The following is an 18549-nucleotide window of genomic DNA, read 5'->3' on the forward strand; positions in this document are numbered from 1 at the left end:
GTTCCCCGCGCCCCTAAAGACCTTAGGGGCGCGGGGAACTGCGCAGTCTTTTGGGGGTTCGGGGGCGGAGCCCCTGAGTAGTGACGGGAATGGGTGGGGGCGGCGGGGGCGAGAAAAAAGGCCCTATCGCCACCCCGCTCACCCCGGTGCCGTGACGAAGTCGATCAGTTCTTCCACTCGGCCCAGGAGTTCCGGCTCAAGGTCTCGGTAGGAGTGGACCGAGCCGAGGATGCGCTGCCACGCGGCACCCGTGTTGTCGGGCCAGCCCAGGGCCCGGCAGACCCCCGTCTTCCAGTCCTGCCCCCGCGGCACTCGGGGCCACCCGGGGATGCCGACGGACGCCGGCTTCACGGCCTCCCAGACGTCGATGTACGGATGCCCCACGACAAGCGCGTACTCACTCGTCACGGCCTCCGCGATCCGTGACTCCTTCGTGCCGGGCACGAGATGGTCGACCAGCACCCCGAGCCGCGCGTCCGCCCCGGGATCGAACTCGTCGACGATGGCGGGCAGGTCGTCGATGCCCTCCAGGTACTCGACGACGACACCCTCGATCCGGAGGTCGTCACCCCAGACCCGTTCGACCAGTTCCGCGTCGTGTCGCCCCTCCACGTAGATGCGCCCCGCCCGGGCGACCCGTGCCCGGGCCCCGGGCACGGCAACCGAACCGGAAGCCGTACGACTGGGGCGTACGGGTGCGGACGACGGGCGCACCAGCGTCACCACGCGCCCCTCCAGCAGGAACCCCCGCGGCTCCAGCGGAAACACCCGGTGCTTGCCGAAGCGGTCCTCCAGGGTGACCGTCCCGGCCTCGCAACGGATCACGGCACCGCAGAACCCGGTCCCGGGCTCCTCGACCACGAGCCCCGGTTCCGCCGCCACCTCGGGCACGGGCTTGGGCTTCTTCCACGGAGGGGTCAGGTCCGCTGAGTACTGGCGCATTCGGATGACGATAGGAGAAGGTCCCCGCCCGGCGCACCGAGCCCCCCTGCGACACGCCGACGAGCCTCCCGCGACAGGCCCACGGGCTCCCTACGAAACGCCGAAACGCCGTGCCAGCACGTCCCGTTGGGCCCGTACGAACCCGGCGTCGACCGCCGCCCCGTGGCCGGGCACGTACACCGCGTCCTCGCCCCCGAGGGCCAGCAGCCGGTCCAGGGCCGCGGGCCAGCGGGTGGGGACGGCGTCGGGGCCCGCCTGGGGTTCGCCGGACTCCTCGACGAGGTCACCGCAGAAGACGATCTCCGGAGAGCCCGTCCCGGCGCCGTCGGTGCCGCCGGTGCCGCCGGGGGCTCCAGGGCTTCCGGGGACGAGAACCGCCAGGTCGTGGCCGGTGTGGCAGGGGCCCACGTTCGCCAGCAGGACCTGCACTCCGCCGCCCAGGTCGAGCGTCCACTCGCCGGAGACGAGATGGCGGGGGCGGACGAGGAGGTCCGCCGCCTCGGCCGCCTCGCCCGGATCGGCGCCGTTGCGCTCGGCGTCGGCACGCAACTCGTCCCGTCCGTCGACCAGCACCCGCTCTAGACCCACCGCCCCGAAGACCTCGACCCCCGCGAACGCCGCCGCGCCGAAGACATGATCGAAGTGCGGGTGGGTGAGCGCGAGATGGGTGACCCGCCCGCCCCCGAGCAACCGCCGCGCCTCCGTACGCAGCCGCGCGCCCTCCCGCAGCCCCGACCCCGCGTCGATCATGAGCGCCGCACCCTCGCCCACCACGAGCCCCACCGTGCAGTCCCACACCGGAAGCCGGCACCGCCCCACCCGCGGACCCAGTTCCTCCCACCCGGCCTCTTCCCAAGTCACCCTCATACGCCGACGCTAGCTCCATGCCCCGTGAAGTGCGCGGACAGTAGTCGGGACAGAGCGGGACAGCCCCGTACACGTCGTCGTGACATCGCAGGGCCACCCTTGCCCGCGTCGTACCTACCGGCCGTACACTTGGGCCGGGGATGCTGGCACTCGTGCGCGCTGAGTGCCAGGCAAGGCGATCGAAGATGATCGAGGACCGCATCGAAGACCGCACGAAGACCGCGGGGAAGACCAGCTGGAGGTGTGCGCGATGCTCAGTGAACGCAGGCTCGAAGTGTTGCGCGCCATCGTCCAGGACTACGTGGGCACCGAGGAGCCGGTCGGTTCCAAGGCGCTCACGGAGCGCCACCGGCTGGGCGTCTCCCCGGCGACCGTCCGCAACGACATGGCCGTGCTCGAGGACGAGGGCTACATCGCCCAGCCGCACACCAGCGCGGGCCGTATCCCCACGGACAAGGGCTACCGCCTCTTCGTCGACAGACTCGCGGGCGTCAAGCCGATGACCGCGCCGGAGCGGCGGGCGATCCACAGCTTCCTCGACAACGCCGTCGATCTCGACGACGTCGTGGGGCGGACCGTCCGGCTCCTCGCGCAGCTCACCCGGCAGGTCGCAGTCGTGCAGTACCCGTCCCTGACCCGGTCGACCGTGCGTCATGTGGAGCTGTTGTCGCTGGCCCCGGCCCGCGTCATGCTCGTACTGATCACGGACACCGGCCGGGTCGAGCAGCGCATGGTGGACTGCCCGGCGCCCTTCGGGGAGTCCTCTGTGGCGGATCTACGCGCGCGGCTCAACAGCCGGATCGCGGGCCGCCGTTTCGCGGACGTCCCGCAGCTGGTGCAGGATCTCCCCGACGCTTTCGAGTCGGACGACCGGGGCACGGTCGCGACGGTGCTCTCCACCCTCATGGAGACCCTCGTCGAGGAGACCGAGGAGCGGCTGATGATCGGCGGCACCGCCAATCTGACCCGCTTCGGACATGACTTTCCCCTCACCATCCGTCCTGTGCTGGAGGCACTTGAGGAGCAGGTCGTTCTCCTCAAACTCCTTGGTGAGGTCAATGATTCGGGCATGGCCGTACGGATCGGTCACGAGAACGCCCATGAGGGACTCAACTCCACGTCCGTCGTCTCGGTCGGCTACGGTTCGGGCGTCGAGGCAGTAGCAAAACTTGGCGTCGTCGGCCCGACGCGCATGGATTACCCCGGAACGATGGGAGCGGTACGAGCGGTGGCACGGTACGTAGGACAGATCCTGGCGGAGTCGTAGGTGGCCACGGACTACTACGCCGTACTCGGCGTGCGCCGCGACGCGTCCCAGGACGAGATCAAGAAGGCATTCCGGCGGCTCGCTCGCGAGCTGCATCCGGACGTCAATCCCGATCCGAAGACGCAAGAGCGCTTCAAGGAGATCAACGCCGCTTACGAGGTGTTGTCGGACCCGCAGAAGAAGCAGGTCTACGACCTCGGCGGTGACCCGCTGTCCCAGGCGGGCGGCCAGGGCGCGGGCGGCTTCGGCGCCGGCGGGTTCGGGAACTTCTCGGACATCATGGACGCCTTCTTCGGTACGGCGTCGCAGCGGGGCCCGCGGTCGCGTACGCGGCGCGGCCAGGACGCGATGATCCGGCTGGAGATCGACCTCGACGAGGCGGCCTTCGGCACGACGAAGGACATCCAGGTCGACACGGCCGTCGTCTGTACGACGTGCAGTGGTGAGGGTGCCGCGCCCGGCACCTCCGCGCAGACCTGTGACATGTGCCGCGGGCGCGGTGAGGTGTCCCAGGTCACGCGGTCCTTCCTGGGCCAGGTCATGACGTCCCGGCCGTGTCCGCAGTGCCAGGGGTTCGGGACGGTCGTTCCGACGCCGTGCCCCGAGTGCGCCGGCGACGGACGGGTCCGCTCGCGTCGGACCCTGACCGTGAAGATTCCCGCCGGTGTCGACAACGGCACGCGGATCCAGCTCGCGGGCGAGGGCGAGGTCGGGCCCGGTGGTGGTCCCGCCGGTGACCTCTACGTCGAGATCCACGAGGTCGCGCACTCCACCTTCCAGCGGCGCGGTGACGATCTGCACTGCACGGTCACCATCCCGATGACCGCGGCCTCTCTCGGCACCAAGGTGCCGCTGGAGACGCTCGACGGGATGGAAGAGGTCGACATCCGTCCCGGCACGCAGTCGGGGCAGTCGATTCCGTTGCACGGGCGCGGTATCACGCACCTTCGCGGTGGCGGGCGTGGTGATCTCATCGTGCATGTCGAGGTCATGACGCCGAGCAAGCTTGATCCCGAGCAGGAGCGGCTGTTGCGCGAGCTTGCGCAGCTTCGGGGGGAGGAGCGGCCCACGGGTCAGTTTCAGCCCGGGCAGCAGGGGCTGTTCTCCAGGCTGAAGGACGCGTTCAACGGTCGCTGAGGGTTTTTCTCGCCCCCGCCGCCCCTACCCGTCCCATCCTTCTGGGGCTCCGCCCCAGACCCCGTGGGGGTTTGTTGTTGGGTGCGGGCCGGTGGGGGCTGATCGCGCAGTTCCCCGCGCCCCCAAAGACCTTTGGGGGCGCGGGGAACTGCGCAGTCTTTTGGGGGTTCGGGGGCGTAGCCCCTGAGTTAGTGACGGGAATGGGTAGGGGCGGCGGGGGCGAAGAACCTCCTCGCGGCTTGATTCCCGTGGCTTATGCCCGAGGGAAGGCCGGATTCGGACTTGTACGGAGGACGTGACAACATGCCGTCATGTCCTCCGCGCTGACCGATCTCTTCCCACTCCCGATCGTGCAGGCCCCCATGGCGGGCGGCGTCTCCGTGCCGCAGCTCGCAGCGGCCGTGTCCGAAGCCGGCGGGCTCGGTTTTCTCGCCGCCGGGTACAAAACGGCCGACGGCATGTACCAGGAGATCAAGCAGTTGCGGGGCGCCACGAGCCGCCCGTTCGGCGTGAACCTGTTCATGCCGCAGCCCGAGTACGCCGACCCGGCCGCCGTCGAGGTCTACGCCCACCAACTGGCCGGCGAGGCCTCCTGGTACGAGACCGAACTGGGCGACCCCGACAGCGGACGCGACGACGGATACGACGCCAAGCTCGCCGTACTCCTCGACAACCCGGTACCGGTCGTCTCCTTCCACTTCGGCTGCCCCACGCGCGACGTCCTGGACTCCCTGAGCCGGGCCGGCACGCTGACCCTCGTCACGGCGACCACCGCCGAGGAGGCGCAGGCCGTGCAGTGGGCGGGCGCCGACGCGGTGATCGTGCAGGGCGTGGAGGCCGGCGGACACCAGGGAACCCACCGCGACAACCCGGAGACCGACGGTTCGGGCATCGGACTGCTGTCACTGATCGCACAAGTCCGCGAGACCGTGCAGATCCCGATCGTCGCGGCCGGCGGCATCATGCGCGGCAGCCAGATCGCCGCCGCGCTCGCCTCGGGCGCGAGCGCCGCCCAACTCGGCACGGCGTTCCTCGCCACCCCCGAGTCCGGCGCCAACGCCGTGCACAAGCAGGCACTGACCAACCCCCTCTTCGTACGTACGGAGTTGACGCGCGCCTTCTCCGGCAGGCCCGCGCGGGGTCTCATGAACCGCTTCATGCGCGAGCACGGGCCGTACGCGCCCGCCGCCTACCCGGACGTCCACCACCTCACCTCCGCCCTGCGCAAGGCGGCGGCCAAGGCGGGGGACGCGCAGGGGATGGCGCTGTGGGCCGGACAGGGCCACCGGCTCGCGCGCGAGCTGCCCGCCGGGCAGCTGGTCGAGGTGCTCGCGGCCGAACTCGCCGCCGCCAAGACAGCGTTGTCGTCCCACTCGGGCGGGGGCCCGGTCCGTTGACCGCCCCGGTGTTCGTGGTGGACGTGGTGCCGGGCGGGCCCGAGTTCGTGCTCGACGGTCCCGAGGGGCGGCATGCCGTGTCCGTGAAGCGGTTGCGGGCGGGTGAGGACGTCGTCCTCACCGACGGGCACGGGCGCTGGGCCGAGGGTGTCGTCAAGGCGGCCGAGGGCAAGGACCGGCTCGTGGTGACGGACATCGCCGAGGTGCGTGAGGAGCTCGAGCCGGAGCCCCGTATCACCGTCGTCCAGGCCCTCCCCAAGGGCGACCGCGGTGAACTCGCCGTCGAGACCATGACGGAGACCGGTGTCGACGAGATCGTCCCGTGGGCCGCGTCCCGTTGCATCACGCAGTGGAAGGGCGAGCGGGGGCTCAAGGCGCTCGGGAAGTGGCGGGCCACCGCGCGTGAGGCGGGGAAGCAGTCGCGGCGGGTGCGGTTTCCGCGGGTCGCGGACGCGATGACGACCAAGCAGGTTGCCGCGTTTCTCGCCAAGGCGGACCTTGGGGTGGTGTTGCACGAGGACCGGTCGTACGGGAGCGAGCCGCTCGCGACGGCCGAACTCCCGTCCGCGGGGCGGATCGTGCTCGTCGTGGGGCCCGAAGGGGGTGTGTCTCCTGCGGAGTTGGAGGCCTTCGCCGAGGTCGGGGCGAAGGCGTGTCGGCTGGGGCGCAGTGTGCTGCGCACGTCCACGGCGGGTACGGCTGCGGTGGCCCTGCTGCTGACGCGCACGGGCCGTTGGTCCTGACGGACGGATTTCGCCCCCGCCGCCCCTACCCATTCCCGTCCCTCTGGGGCTCCGCCCCAGACCCCGTGGGGTGCGATTTCGGGTGCGGGCCCGGCTGTGGCTGATCGCGCAGTTCCCCGCGCCCCTAAAGACCTCTAGGGGCGCGGGGAACTGCGCAATCTTTTGGGGGTTCGGGGGCGGAGCCCCCGAGTAAGGGACGGGAATGGGTAGGGGCGGCGGGGGCGAAATCCTGGCTGCATGCGGTCTATCGAGCTTCGCTTGGGGGTGGCACGCTGCCGTCTATGGGGGCATTGAGGCGTATACGGGGTCGGATGGGCGGGCGGCGAGGACCGGTCGCGGCCGGCGCCGCCATCGTGGCCGTGTTCGGCGTGGCCGCGTGTGAACCCGGCAACGGAATCAGCACCGCCGCGGTGGCCATCACGACCGACCAGACGGGAACCCGCGAGCTGGAGAAGCAGGGCGTAGACGTCCAGTGGCTCAGCTGCACCGCCTCGTACGGCGACAAGGGGGCGACCACCGGGAGTTCTCCCAGCGCGCGCGGCGTCGCCGCCGTCGACTGCGTCGGGGAGGAGAAGGACGGGCGGGAGATCACCATCAAGGGCAAGGTGACGCAGGAGGTCAACGGGACCTGTGTGCGGGGCGATCTGACCGCCAAGGTGGGCGGCAAGGAGTGGTTCCGGGTGGATGTGCTCGGGAACTGCAAGGCGGGTACGCCGAGCACCGTCAACCCGTGGACACCGCCCGTCGATCACAAGACGACCACGCCGCCGGGGCAGCCCGGGGCGACCGTCACCGTCACCAGGACCGTCACCGAGTACCCGCACCCCACCTGCTCCTGCTTCCAGGGCAAGTGATCGAAAGCTCTGGTCGCGGACGGGACCGCTGCATAGGGTGATCGGGTGACACAGACCGCATCCGCCGCATCTGCCCCGTATCTCCGGTACCCGCATCTGCACGGCGAGTTGATCGCCTTCACCGCCGAGGACGACGTCTGGGTCGCGCCGCTCGACGGCGGCCGTGCCTGGCGGGTCAGCGCCGACAACGTCCCGGTGAACCATCCCCGCATCTCCCCGGACGGAACGACCGTCGCCTGGACCTCCACCCGCGACGGGGCGCCCGAGGTGCATATCGCCCCCGTCGACGGCGGTTCCACCAAACGCCTTACGTACTGGGGGAGTTGGAAGACCCAGGTGCGCGGCTGGACCCCGGAGGGCGAGGTCCTCGCGCTCAGCACCCAGGGGCAGGCGAGCCTGCGCCGCAGCTGGGCCCGGGCCGTCCCGCTCGACGGCGGTCCCGCGACCATCCTTCCGTACGGGCCCGTCGGCGATGTGGCCCAGGGCGGCCCCGGCACCCTCCTGCTGTCCGCGCCCATGGGCCGTGAGGCCGCCTGGTGGAAGCGGTACCGGGGCGGCACGGCCGGGAAGCTGTGGATCGACCGGGAGGGCGACGGGGAGGACGGCGAGTTCGTACGGCTGCATGCCGACCTGGACGGGAATCTGGAGTACCCCTCGTGGGTCGGTGAGCGGGTCGTCTTCCTCTCCGATCACGAAGGTGTGGGGGCTGTGTACTCCTCCCTCGCCGATGGGTCGGATCTGCGGCGGCACACGGGAGTTGAGGGGTTCTACGCCCGGCACGCCTCCACCGACGGGACGCGCGTCGTGTACGCCTCCGCCGGTGAGCTGTGGATCCTCGACGACCTCGACGGGGCCGAGCCGCGACGGCTCGACATCCGGCTCGGTGGACAGCGCGTCGATCTGCAGCCGCATCCCGTGAGCGCGTCCCGCTGGTTCGGTGCCGCCGCGCCCGACCACACCGGACGCGGCAGCGCGGTCGCCGTACGCGGAGCCGTCCACTGGGTCACCCACCGCTCGGGCCCGACCCGCGCGCTCGCCGCCGAACAGGGCGTACGGGCCCGGCTGCCGCGCACCTTCCGCGCGGACGGCGAGGAGCACGTGGTGTGGGTGACGGACGCCGAGGGCGATGACGCCCTTGAGTTCGCGCCCGCGACCGGCGTCGCGCCCGGAGCCACCCCGCGACGCCTCGCCGCCGGACAGCTCGGGCGGGTGCTCGGGCTCGCGGTGGCCCCCGACGGCAGCCGCGCCGCGGTCGCCTCGCACGACGGACGCGTACTGCTCGTCGAGCGGGAGACCGGCGAGGTCCGGGAGGTCGACCGCAGCGAGGACGGCGAGGTCTCCGGGCTCGCCTTCTCGCCCGACTCGGCCTGGCTCGCCTGGTCGCACCCCGGCCCGCGCCCGCTGCGCCAGCTCAAGCTCGCCAACACCGCGGACCTGTCCGTGACCGAGGCGACCCCGCTCCGATTCCGGGACTACGCGCCCGCGTTCACGCTCGACGGGAAGCATCTGGCCTTCCTGTCGGCGCGGTCCTTCGACCCGGTCTACGACGAGCACGTCTTCGACCTGGCCTTCGTCGGGGGCTCGCGGCCGCATCTCATCACCCTCGCCGCGACCACCCCCTCGCCGTTCGGGCCGCAGCGGCACGGCCGGCCCTTCGAGGCGCCCGACAAGGACGAGACGCCCGACAGCGAGGGCTCCCCGGCGACCCGCATCGACCTCGACGGGCTCGGCGACCGCATCGTGCCGTTCCCCGTCGAGGCCGCCCGCTACTCCGGGCTGAAGGCCGCCAAGGACGGGCTGCTGTGGCTGCGGCACCCCGTGCGGGGCGTACTCGGCGCCTCCCGCGCCACTCCGGACGACCCGGACCCGAAGACCGACCTGGAGCGCTACGACCTCGCCCAGCAGCGCATGGAGCATCTCGCCTCGGACGCCGACGGCTTCATGGTCACCGGCGACGGCAAGCGGATCCTGCTGTGGACCGACAGCAAGCTCAAGGTCGTACCGAGCGACCGGCGCGCCTCGAACGACGACGAGAGCGACACGAACATCACCGTCGACCTCTCGCGCATCCGCCAGACCGTCGACCCGGTCGCCGAGTGGCGGCAGATGTACGACGAGACCGGCCGCCTCATGCGCGACAACTTCTGGCGCCCCGACCTGGGCGGCACCGACTGGGACGGCGTTCTGGACCGGTACCGGCCCGTGCTCGAACGGGTCGCCACCCACGACGACCTGGTCGACTTGCTCTGGGAGGTGCAGGGCGAACTCGGCACCTCGCACGCGTACGTCATGCCGCGCGGCGGATACGGCGGCGGCGAGCGGCAGGGGCTGCTCGGGGCCGACATCTCCCGTCACGAGGACGGCCCGCAGGGCGCGCCGCAGTGGCGCATCGACCGCATCCTGCCGTCGGAGACCTCCGACCCCGACGCCCAGTCGCCGCTCGCCGCGCCCGGGGTCGCCGTGCGCGCCGGGGACGCGATCGTGGCAGTCTCCGGTCGGCCCGTCGACCCGGTGACCGGGCCCGGACCGCTGCTCGTCGGCACGGCCGGGAAGGCCGTCGAGCTGACCATCTCGCCCGCGGGCGGCGGCGATCCGCGGCACGCCGTCGTCGTACCGATCTCCGACGAGGAACCGCTGCGCTACCACGCGTGGGTCGCCGACCGGCGCGCCTACGTCCACGAGAAGTCCGGCGGCCGGCTCGGCTATCTGCACGTGCCCGACATGCAGGCGCCCGGGTGGGCCCAGATCCACCGCGACCTGCGGATCGAGGTCGCCCGCGAGGGCCTCGTCGTGGACGTCCGCGAGAACCGCGGCGGCCACACCTCCCAGCTGGTCGTCGAGAAGCTCGCCCGGCGCATCGTCGGCTGGGACCTCGCGCGCGGCATGCGGCCCACCAGCTATCCGGAGGACGCGCCGCGCGGGCCCGTCGTCGCCGTCGCCAACGAGTTCTCCGGCTCGGACGGCGACATCGTGAACGCGGCGATCAAGGCCCTCGGCATCGGGCCCGTCGTCGGTACGCGTACGTGGGGTGGCGTCGTCGGGATCGACAGCCGGTACCGGCTCGTCGACGGCACGCTCGTCACCCAGCCCAAGTACGCGTTCTGGCTTGAGGGTTACGAGTGGGGCGTGGAGAACCACGGGGTCGATCCGGACGTCGAGGTGGTCCAGGCTCCGCAGGATTACGCGGCCGGGCGTGACGCGCAGCTCGACGAGGCGATTCGTATCGCGCTCGCGGCGCTGTCGGAGAACCCGGCGAAGACCGCTCCGCTGTTGCCGTCGGAGTAGAGCGCCCGGGGCTGGGGGTGCCGTCCCTGGGGGCTCCGCCCCCAGACCCCCGGAGTGCGGTTCTTCGGGTGCGGGCGCGTGGGGGCTGGGCGCGCAGTTCCCCGCGCCCCTTATGGGGCACGTCTGTGTGGGGCCCTCGGTACCATGCCCGGGCAACGATCATCCAGCGTGAGGAGGCCGCATGGCAGGGGAAGCGCAGGACGACTGTCTGTTCTGCAAGATCGTCGGTGGGAAGATCCCGGCGACCGTCGTCCGTGAGACCGAAACGACCGTCGCCTTCCGGGACATCAACCCGCAGGCGCCCATCCACGTCCTGGTGATCCCGAAGGTCCACCACCCGGACGCCGCCGCCCTCGCGGCCGCCGAGCCGGCGATCCTCGCCGATGTCGTGCGCGAGGCCGGAGAGGTCGCCGCCGACGAGAAGCTCGACAGCTACCGCATCGTCTTCAACACCGGCAGCGGGGCGGGGCAGACCGTCTTCCACGCGCACGCCCATGTGCTGGGCGGCCGCGGCATGCAGTGGCCGCCGGGCTAGCCGCGGCGCACGGGAAACCCGGGTAACTCGACGTGTCCGTACGCGAATTGGTGGTCCTCGGTACCGCCAGCCAGGTGCCCACCCGGCACCGCAACCACAACGGCTATCTGCTGCGCTGGGACGGCGAGGGCATCCTCTTCGACCCCGGCGAGGGCACGCAGCGGCAGATGCTGCGCGCCGGGGCCGCCGCGCACGACCTCCACCGGATCTGCGTCACGCACTTCCACGGCGACCACTCCCTCGGCCTCGCCGGGGTGATCCAGCGGATCAACCTCGACCGGGTGCCGCACGAGATCACCGCCCACTTCCCGCGCTCCGGGCAGCGGTTCTACGACCGTCTGCGGCACGCGACCGCCTACCGCGAGACGGTCCCGCTCACCGAGGCGCCGGTCGACTCCGACGGCGTCCTCGCGTCCACGGCGTCGTACGTGCTGGAGGCCCGCAAGCTCTCCCACCCCGTCGAGTCGTACGGCTACCGGCTCGTCGAGCCCGACGGGCGGCGGATGTTGCCCGAGCGGCTCGCCTCGTACGGGATCAGGGGTGCGGACGTGGGGCGGATCCAGCGGGAGGGCGCGCTGGGGGACGTGTCGCTCGACGACGTCAGCGAGGCGCGGCGCGGGCAGCGGTTCGCGTTCGTCATGGACACCCGGCTGTGCGACGGGGTCTACGCGCTCGCGGAGGCCTGCGACATGCTCGTCATCGAGTCGACGTTCCTGGACGGGGACATGCGACTCGCCGTCGACCACGGACATCTGACGGCAGGTCAGGCGGGTGCGGTGGCCCGGGACGCGGGCGTACGGCATCTCGTGCTCACGCACTTCAGCCAGCGGTACGACGACCCCGACGAGTTCGAGCGGCAGGCGCGGGCCGCAGGCTTCGAGGGGGAGCTGACGGTGGCGCACGATCTGCTGCGGGTGCCGGTACCGAAGCGCAGATGAAACGGCCGTACGATGCCCTGATGCCCATCCCGAAAGCCGAACTGCACCTCCACATCGAAGGCACCCTGGAGCCCGAGCTGGCCTTCGCGCTCGCCGCGCGCAACGGTGTCCCGCTCCCGTACGCGGACACCGACGATCTCCGCAAGGCGTATCAGTTCTCGGACCTGCAGTCGTTCCTGAACCTGTACTACGAGCTCATGGCCGTGCTCCGGACCGAGGACGACTTCGCGGACCTCGCCGACGCGTATCTCGCGCGGGCCGCCGCGCAGGGGGTGCGGCACGCGGAGATCTTCTTCGATCCGCAGGCGCACATCTCCCGGGGCGTCGGGATCGGGACCGTGGTGGAGGGGCTCGGGCGGGCGCTCGACCGGAGCGAGGCCGTGCACGGGGTCTCCACCCAGCTGATCATGTGCTTCCTGCGGGACGAGTCCGCCGAGTCCGCGATGGAGACGCTTCAGGCCGCGAAGCCGTACCTCGGCCGGATCGTCGGCGTCGGGCTCGACTCCGCCGAGGTCGGGCATCCGCCCGTGAAGTTCCGTGAGGTGTACGAGGCCGCTGCCGCGCTCGGGCTGCGGAGGGTCGCCCACGCGGGGGAGGAGGGGCCGCCCTCCTACATCACCGAGGCGCTCGACGTGCTCGGGGTCGAGCGGATCGATCACGGGCTGCGGTGCATGGAGGATCCTGAGTTGGTGGCCCGGCTGGTGCGGGAGCGGGTGCCGTTGACGTTGTGTCCGCTGTCCAATGTGCGGCTTCGGGCCGTGGATGTTCTGGAGGAGCATCCGTTGCCCGCGATGCTCGACGCGGGGCTGTTGTGCACGGTCAACTCCGATGATCCCGCGTACTTCGGTGGGTACGTGGGGGACAACTTCCTTGCCGTCCGCGAGGCGTTGGGGCTGTCCCCGGACCGGCTGCGCGACCTTGCCCGCAACTCGTTCGTGGCGTCCTTCCTCGACCATGACGAAGAGCGGCGGACGAGGTACCTCGCGGAGGTGGAGGCGTACGAGTTCCCGTAGGGGGACCAGGGTTTTTCTCGCCCCCGCCGCCCCTACCCATTCCCGTCCTTCTGGGGCTCCGCCCCAGGCCCCGTGGGGGTTTGTTGTTGGGTGCGGGCCGGTGGGGGCTGATCGCGCAGTTCCCCGCGCCCCTAAAAACCTAGGGGCGCGGGGAACTGCGCAGTCTTTTGGGGGTTCGGGGGCGGAGCCCCTGAGTCAGGGATGGGAATGGGTAGGGGCGGCGGGGGCGAAAACCCTTCGGGCCCGGCGTGACACTCCACGGTCAGTGGAGTGATTGGTGCACACTGGCCTGAATCCGCACCACCTCATGGGAGCGCACCGTGACCGCGTCCGACGGAGAGGGACCGCACAGCCAGGCCGCCCAGGTCGACCCCCTCACAGGGCTGCGCGCCCACGACGACCCGCCCTGGGACGTCTACCTCACCGGCACAGTCTTCCTCGACATCATCTTCACGGGACTCGACTCCGCCCCGGTCCGAGGCACCGAGTCCTGGGCGCGCGGGATGGGGTCCAGCCCTGGCGGGGTCGCCAACATGGCCACCGCGCTCGCCCGGCTCGGCCTGAAGACGTCCCTCGCCGCCGCCTTCGGCGACGACCACTACGGCGAGTACTGCTGGGACGCCCTGGAGCAGGGCGAGCGCATCGACCTCTCGACGTCACGCACGGTACCGGGCTGGCACTCCCCGGTGACGGTCTCGATGGCGTACGAGGGCGAGCGGACGATGGTGAGCCACGGACACGAGCCGCCCCCTGAGGAGCCCGCCCCGGACTGCCCGCCCCGCGCACGGGCGGCCGTCGCCTCGCTCACGCCCGGCACCCGCGCCCCCTGGATCGCCGGGGCGGCGGGCAAGGGGACCAGGATCTTCGCCGACGTCGGCTGGGACGACACGGGCCGCTGGGACCTCGCCGGGCTCCCCGACCTGGCGCACTGCGAGGCGTTCCTGCCGAACGCCCAGGAGGCCATGCGGTACACGGGCGCCTCGTGCCCCCGCGCCGCCGCCCACGCGCTCACCGAGCACGTGCCGCTCGCCGTCGTCACTCTCGGTGCCGAGGGCGCGTACGCCGTGGACGGACGGACCGGGGAGACCGCCGAGGTTCCGGCCATCGAGGTCGAGGCCATGGATCCGACCGGCGCGGGGGACGTCTTCGTCGCCGGGTTCGTCACCGGCACCCTGGCCGGCTGGCCGCTGGCCGACCGGCTCGCCTTCGCGGGCCTCACCGCCGCCCTGTCGGTCCAGGAGTTCGGGGGGTCCCTGTCCGCCCCCGGCTGGTCGGAGATCGCCGGGTGGTGGCGGCGCGTGCAGTCGTACGACCACCAGGATCCGGCGGCGCTCGGCCGGTACGCCTTCCTGGAACCCCTCCTTCCGGAGCCGAGCCGGGCGTGGCCCCTGCGGCGTGCGGTACCGACGATCGGGTTCGGCAGATCGGCGTGAGGCCCAGGTGGACCGGGATGGGGCAGCAGCTGCATCCGTGCTGGGCCACCGGCGGATTCACGTGGGGCCACCGGTGCGGGCGAAAAGTCCTACGGCGTTGTCGGTGCCCCGTCGTACTCTTGGAAGCACAAGGCTGCCGTACCGGCAAGCGTGCCTCACCGAGGAGGATGAGCAGGCCTACAGAGCCGGCCCATGACGCAGACACCCACAGCTCACACCCCCGCGCAGGAGCAGTCACGAGCGCAGTTCACCGTCCCGGCCAAGCACCCCATGGTGACCGTGCTGGGATCGGGAGACGCCCTTCTGCGCGTGATCGAGAAGGCCTTCCCGGCGGCCGACATCCATGTCCGGGGCAATGAGATCAGCGCCGTCGGCGACGCCCGTGAAGTGGCCCTCGTCCAGCGCCTGTTCGACGAGATGATGCTGGTGCTCCGCACCGGACAGCCGATGACGGAGGACGCAGTGGAACGCTCGATCGCCATGCTGAGGGCGAGCGAGAACGGGGAGGGCGACGGCCAGGAGACCCCGGCCGAAGTGCTCACACAGAACATCCTGTCCTCGCGCGGCCGCACCATCCGCCCCAAGACGCTCAACCAGAAGCGGTACGTCGACGCCATCGACAAGCACACCATCGTCTTCGGCATCGGCCCCGCCGGTACGGGCAAGACCTACCTCGCCATGGCCAAGGCGGTGCAGGCACTGCAGTCCAAGCAGGTCAACCGCATCATCCTGACCCGCCCCGCGGTGGAGGCGGGAGAGCGGCTCGGCTTCCTGCCCGGCACGCTCTACGAGAAGATCGACCCCTACCTGCGCCCGCTGTACGACGCGCTGCACGACATGCTCGACCCGGACTCGATCCCGCGGCTGATGGCGGCGGGGACCATCGAGGTGGCGCCGCTGGCATACATGCGGGGCCGGACCCTCAATGACGCCTTCATCATCCTGGACGAGGCCCAGAACACGAGCCCCGAACAGATGAAGATGTTCCTCACCCGTCTCGGCTTCGAGTCGAAGATCGTGATCACGGGTGACGTCACCCAGGTCGACCTGCCGAGCGGCACGAAGTCCGGTCTGCGTCAGGTCCAGGACATCCTGGAGGGCCTCGACGACGTCCACTTCTCCCGCCTCACGTCCCACGACGTCGTACGGCACAAGCTGGTCGGCCGTATCGTCGACGCGTACGAGAAGTACGACAGCCAGAACGGTACGGAGAACGGCACCCACAAGGGCGCCCGTAACAAGCGGAAGTAGACCAGCGCGACCATGTCGATCGACGTCAACAACGAGTCCGGAACCGAGGTCGACGAGCAGGCGATCCTCGACATCGCCCGCTATGCCCTCGCCAGGATGCGGATCCACCCGCTCTCCGAGCTCTCGGTGATCGTCGTGGACGCAGACGCCATGGAGCAGCTGCACATCCAGTGGATGGACCTGCCCGGTCCGACGGATGTCATGTCGTTCCCGATGGACGAGCTGCGGCCGCCGTCGAAGGACGACGACGAGCAGCCCCCGCAGGGGCTGCTCGGTGACATCGTGCTCTGCCCCGAGGTCGCCGAGCGGCAGGGCAAGGAAGCCGACACGCAGCACTCCATGGACGAGGAGCTCCAGCTCCTCACCGTCCATGGAGTGCTGCATCTGCTCGGCTACGACCACGAGGAGCCGGACGAGAAGGCCGAGATGTTCGGCCTCCAGGCGGCCATCGTGGACGGCTGGCGTGCGGAGAAGGGCCTGACCGGCCCGTCCCCGGCCCCGACCGTCTCATGAGCCCGCAACTCGTCGTAGGCGCCATCACCCTTGTCGTGGTCGCCTGGCTCGCCGCCTGCGCGGAGGCCGGTCTCGCCCGCGTCTCCAGCTTCCGCGCCGAGGAGGCCGTACGGTCCGGCCGCCGCGGCAGCGCCAAGCTCGCCCAGGTCGCCGCCGACCCGACCCGCTATCTGAACGTGGCGCTGCTGGTGCGCGTCGCCTGCGAGATGGCGTCCGCCGCACTCGTCACGTACGCCTGTCTGCAGGAGTTCGCCGAGACCTGGGAGGCGCTCGCCGTCGCCATCGGCGTCATGGTCCTCGTCTCGTACGTGGCGGTCGGTGTCTCCCCGCGCACGATCGGCCGCCAGCACCCGCTGAACACGGCGACGGCGGCCGCGTACGTACTGCTTCCGCTCGCCAGGATCATGGGCCCGATCCCGCCGCTCCTGATCCTCATCGGCAACGCGCTCACGCCCGGCAAGGGCTTCAGGCGCGGCCCGTTCGCCTCCGAGGCCGAGCTGCGGGCGATGGTCGACCTCGCGGAGAAGGAGTCGCTCATCGAGGACGAGGAGCGCCGCATGGTGCACTCCGTCTTCGAGCTGGGCGACACGCTCGTACGGGAGGTCATGGTCCCGCGTACGGACCTGGTGGTCATCGAGCGCTACAAGACGATCCGGCAGGCCCTGACGCTGGCCCTGCGGTCCGGTTTCTCCCGCGTCCCCGTCACGGGGGAGAGCGAGGACGACATCGTGGGGATCGTCTACCTGAAGGACCTGGCCAGAAAGACACACATCAGCCGGGACGCGGAGAGCGAGCTGGTGTCGACGGCGATGCGGCCCGCCGCCTTCGTCCCCGACACGAAGAACGCCGGCGACCTGCTGCGCGAGATGCAGCAGGACCGCAACCACGTCGCCGTCGTCATCGACGAGTACGGCGGCACGGCCGGCATCGTCACCATCGAGGACATCCTCGAGGAGATCGTCGGCGAGATCACCGACGAGTACGACCGTGAACTGCCGCCCGTGGAGGACCTCGGCGACGACCGCTACCGGGTGACCGCACGGCTCGACATCGGCGATCTCGGCGAGCTGTACGGCTTCGAGGCGTACGACGACGAGGACGTCGAGACGGTGGGCGGCCTCCTCGCGAAGGCACTCGGCCGCGTGCCCATCGCCTCCGCCTCGTCGGTGGTCGAACTGCCCGACGGTCGCGAGCTGCGGCTCACGGCGGAGGCCTCGGCCGGCCGCCGCAACAAGATCGTCACGGTCCTGGTCGAGCCCGTGGGCCCGGCCGGCTCCCCAGAGGAGGAGAAGCCGGAGTGACCCCGCAGGAGCTGCGCACGTTCTGCCTGTCCTTCAACGCGACCGTCGAGGACTTCCCCTTCTCCCCGGAGATCTCGGTCTTCAAGGTGCTGGGAAAACTGTTCGCCCTGACGAGTCTGGACGCCCGTCCGCTCACGGTGAACCTGAAGTGCGACCCCGATGACGCGGTGCGCCTCCGCGCCGAGTACGAGGGCCTGATCATCCCCGGCTACCACATGAACAAACGCCACTGGAACACGGTGACGGCCGACGGAGACCTCCCCGACCAGCTGGTCAGGGAGCTCATCGAGGACTCGTACGACCTGGTGGTCGCGGGACTGCCCCGGTCGGAGCGGCTGCGGCTGGACCGGAGCTGAAGGAGCGCACGGCGGCCGTCCCTGCTTCAGGAAGCTGTTCCTGCGGGCTCGCCATCGGGTGGGCGGGGCGGCGGGGATGAGTGTGCAGGCTTTGCAGGTGTGCCGGGCCTACGGCTGGGCGGTGTCGTGTGCCGCCGCGCGGGGATCGGGTGGGGCTTCGTATGCTCTGGGCATGACCGACAGCACCGCGCTCGATCCCGAGGACCGCAAGATCGTCACCCTGGCCCGTTCCGTGCGGGCCCGTAACGGTGTGCCCGAGGGGGCGGCCGTGCGGGACGAAACCGGCCGTACGTATGTTGCGGGGACCGTTGACCTGCCTTCTCTGCGGCTCAGTGCGCTGCAGACCGCGGTGGCCATGGCTGTGGCTTCCGGGGCGAAGGGGTTGGAGGCGGGGGCTGTGGTGACCGAGGCGGAGTCCTTGGCGGACGGCGATCTGGCGGTTGTGCGGGATCTTGGTGGGGCGGGGGCCGTTGTGCTGGTCGCTGGGGTTGATGGGGAGGTTCGGGTGCGGGTGGCTGCGGGCTGAGGTCCGGGCGGTTTCCTTTCCCCAGCCCCACCCCTTCCCGAAACTGGGGCTCCGCCCCAGGCCCCGTGGGGGTGTTTTGTCGGGTGCGGGTCCGGTCCGGTGGGGGCTTGTCGCGCAGTTCCCCGCGCCCCTAAAGACCTTAGGGGCGCGGGGAACTGCGCAGTCTTTTGGGGGTTCGGGGGCGGAGCCCC

Annotated in this window: 17 protein-coding genes; 15 read left to right on the forward strand and 2 right to left on the reverse strand. The window is 70.9% G+C overall.

What is annotated here, in order from left to right:
• Positions 1-138: 138 nt before the first annotated feature.
• Both ACIBEI_RS49050 and ACIBEI_RS49055 read right to left on the reverse strand, forming a co-directional pair.
• Positions 139-942, reverse strand: a complete 804-nt coding sequence (locus ACIBEI_RS49050; protein ID WP_326730360.1) for a DUF3097 domain-containing protein — start codon at positions 940-942, stop codon at positions 139-141.
• Positions 943-1032: 90 nt separating this feature from the next.
• Positions 1033-1809, reverse strand: a complete 777-nt coding sequence (locus tag ACIBEI_RS49055; RefSeq protein ID WP_398897998.1) for an MBL fold metallo-hydrolase — start codon at positions 1807-1809, stop codon at positions 1033-1035.
• A 250-nt stretch (positions 1810-2059) separates the two neighbouring features.
• Here ACIBEI_RS49055 and hrcA point away from each other — a divergent pair, with 250 nt between their 5' ends.
• The 15 genes from hrcA to ACIBEI_RS49130 all read left to right on the forward strand — a co-directional run bounded on the left by hrcA (position 2060) and on the right by ACIBEI_RS49130 (position 18358).
• Positions 2060-3076, forward strand: coding sequence for a heat-inducible transcriptional repressor HrcA (gene hrcA / locus ACIBEI_RS49060; protein WP_359850684.1), 1017 nt, complete (start codon positions 2060-2062; stop codon positions 3074-3076).
• Positions 3077-4213: a molecular chaperone DnaJ gene (gene dnaJ / locus ACIBEI_RS49065; protein ID WP_269654548.1), complete on the forward strand. Its 1137-nt coding sequence runs from the start codon at positions 3077-3079 to the stop codon at positions 4211-4213.
• 311 nt (positions 4214-4524) lie between these two features.
• A complete protein-coding gene (locus tag ACIBEI_RS49070) occupies positions 4525-5610 on the forward strand; it encodes a nitronate monooxygenase (RefSeq protein ID WP_398898000.1) in 1086 nt (361 codons plus the stop codon).
• Positions 5607-6353 carry a 16S rRNA (uracil(1498)-N(3))-methyltransferase gene (locus ACIBEI_RS49075; RefSeq protein ID WP_398898001.1) on the forward strand — a complete coding sequence of 249 codons (747 nt, stop codon included), beginning with the start codon at positions 5607-5609 and terminating at the stop codon, positions 6351-6353. The genes ACIBEI_RS49070 and ACIBEI_RS49075 overlap by 4 nt, the downstream gene beginning before the upstream one ends.
• 311 nt (positions 6354-6664) lie before the next feature.
• On the forward strand, positions 6665-7207 hold the full coding sequence (locus ACIBEI_RS49080; RefSeq protein ID WP_398898003.1) for a hypothetical protein: 543 nt from the start codon (positions 6665-6667) through the stop codon (positions 7205-7207).
• A 45-nt stretch (positions 7208-7252) separates the two neighbouring features.
• Positions 7253-10492, forward strand: coding sequence for a S41 family peptidase (locus ACIBEI_RS49085; RefSeq protein ID WP_398898005.1), 3240 nt, complete (start codon positions 7253-7255; stop codon positions 10490-10492).
• Between the two features lie 181 nt (positions 10493-10673).
• Complete coding sequence (locus tag ACIBEI_RS49090; RefSeq protein WP_398898006.1) at positions 10674-11027, forward strand: histidine triad nucleotide-binding protein; 354 nt, start codon at positions 10674-10676, stop codon at positions 11025-11027.
• A gap of 32 nt (positions 11028-11059) precedes the next feature.
• Positions 11060-11965, forward strand: coding sequence for a ribonuclease Z (locus ACIBEI_RS49095; RefSeq protein WP_398898008.1), 906 nt, complete (start codon positions 11060-11062; stop codon positions 11963-11965).
• A gap of 20 nt (positions 11966-11985) precedes the next feature.
• Complete coding sequence (locus ACIBEI_RS49100; protein WP_398898009.1) at positions 11986-12978, forward strand: adenosine deaminase; 993 nt, start codon at positions 11986-11988, stop codon at positions 12976-12978.
• 320 nt (positions 12979-13298) lie between these two features.
• Positions 13299-14411, forward strand: a complete 1113-nt coding sequence (locus tag ACIBEI_RS49105) for a carbohydrate kinase family protein (RefSeq protein ID WP_398898011.1) — start codon at positions 13299-13301, stop codon at positions 14409-14411.
• A 192-nt stretch (positions 14412-14603) separates the two neighbouring features.
• Entirely contained in the window at positions 14604-15662 is a 1059-nt protein-coding gene (locus tag ACIBEI_RS49110) for a PhoH family protein (RefSeq protein WP_398898013.1), read from the forward strand.
• Positions 15663-15674: 12 nt separating this feature from the next.
• Positions 15675-16175, forward strand: coding sequence for an rRNA maturation RNase YbeY (ybeY, locus tag ACIBEI_RS49115; RefSeq protein WP_055612361.1), 501 nt, complete (start codon positions 15675-15677; stop codon positions 16173-16175).
• Positions 16172-17476 (forward strand): hemolysin family protein, encoded by a 1305-nt coding sequence (locus tag ACIBEI_RS49120; protein ID WP_398898015.1) that lies wholly within the window; start codon positions 16172-16174, stop codon positions 17474-17476. Before ybeY ends, ACIBEI_RS49120 begins: the two co-directional genes overlap by 4 nt.
• Positions 17473-17832: an MmcQ/YjbR family DNA-binding protein gene (locus ACIBEI_RS49125; RefSeq protein WP_398898017.1), complete on the forward strand. Its 360-nt coding sequence runs from the start codon at positions 17473-17475 to the stop codon at positions 17830-17832. The genes ACIBEI_RS49120 and ACIBEI_RS49125 overlap by 4 nt, the downstream gene beginning before the upstream one ends.
• A gap of 172 nt (positions 17833-18004) precedes the next feature.
• The gene (locus ACIBEI_RS49130; protein WP_398898018.1) at positions 18005-18358 is read left to right on the forward strand and encodes a cytidine deaminase; all 354 of its coding nucleotides are present in this window, start codon (positions 18005-18007) and stop codon (positions 18356-18358) included.
• Positions 18359-18549: the final 191 nt, after the last annotated feature.

Origin of the sequence: Streptomyces sp. NPDC050988 (genome assembly GCF_044456225.1) — a bacterium.
GTDB lineage: Bacteria > Actinomycetota > Actinomycetes > Streptomycetales > Streptomycetaceae > Streptomyces.

Bases quoted from the DNA above. Each gene is read 5' to 3' on its own strand.
- ACIBEI_RS49050 (WP_326730360.1), bottom strand. From the start codon at position 942: ATGCGCCAGTACTCAGCGGACCTGACCCCTCCGTGGAAGAAGCCCAAG.
- ACIBEI_RS49055 (WP_398897998.1), bottom strand. From the start codon at position 1,809: ATGAGGGTGACTTGGGAAGAGGCCGGGTGGGAGGAACTGGGTCCGCGG.
- hrcA (WP_359850684.1), top strand. From the start codon at position 2,060: ATGCTCAGTGAACGCAGGCTCGAAGTGTTGCGCGCCATCGTCCAGGAC.
- ACIBEI_RS49070 (WP_398898000.1), top strand. From the start codon at position 4,525: ATGTCCTCCGCGCTGACCGATCTCTTCCCACTCCCGATCGTGCAGGCC.
- ACIBEI_RS49080 (WP_398898003.1), top strand. From the start codon at position 6,665: ATGGGCGGGCGGCGAGGACCGGTCGCGGCCGGCGCCGCCATCGTGGCC.
- ACIBEI_RS49090 (WP_398898006.1), top strand. From the start codon at position 10,674: ATGGCAGGGGAAGCGCAGGACGACTGTCTGTTCTGCAAGATCGTCGGT.
- ACIBEI_RS49100 (WP_398898009.1), top strand. From the start codon at position 11,986: ATGCCCATCCCGAAAGCCGAACTGCACCTCCACATCGAAGGCACCCTG.
- ACIBEI_RS49110 (WP_398898013.1), top strand. From the start codon at position 14,604: ATGACGCAGACACCCACAGCTCACACCCCCGCGCAGGAGCAGTCACGA.
- ybeY (WP_055612361.1), top strand. From the start codon at position 15,675: ATGTCGATCGACGTCAACAACGAGTCCGGAACCGAGGTCGACGAGCAG.
- ACIBEI_RS49120 (WP_398898015.1), top strand. From the start codon at position 16,172: ATGAGCCCGCAACTCGTCGTAGGCGCCATCACCCTTGTCGTGGTCGCC.
- ACIBEI_RS49130 (WP_398898018.1), top strand. From the start codon at position 18,005: ATGACCGACAGCACCGCGCTCGATCCCGAGGACCGCAAGATCGTCACC.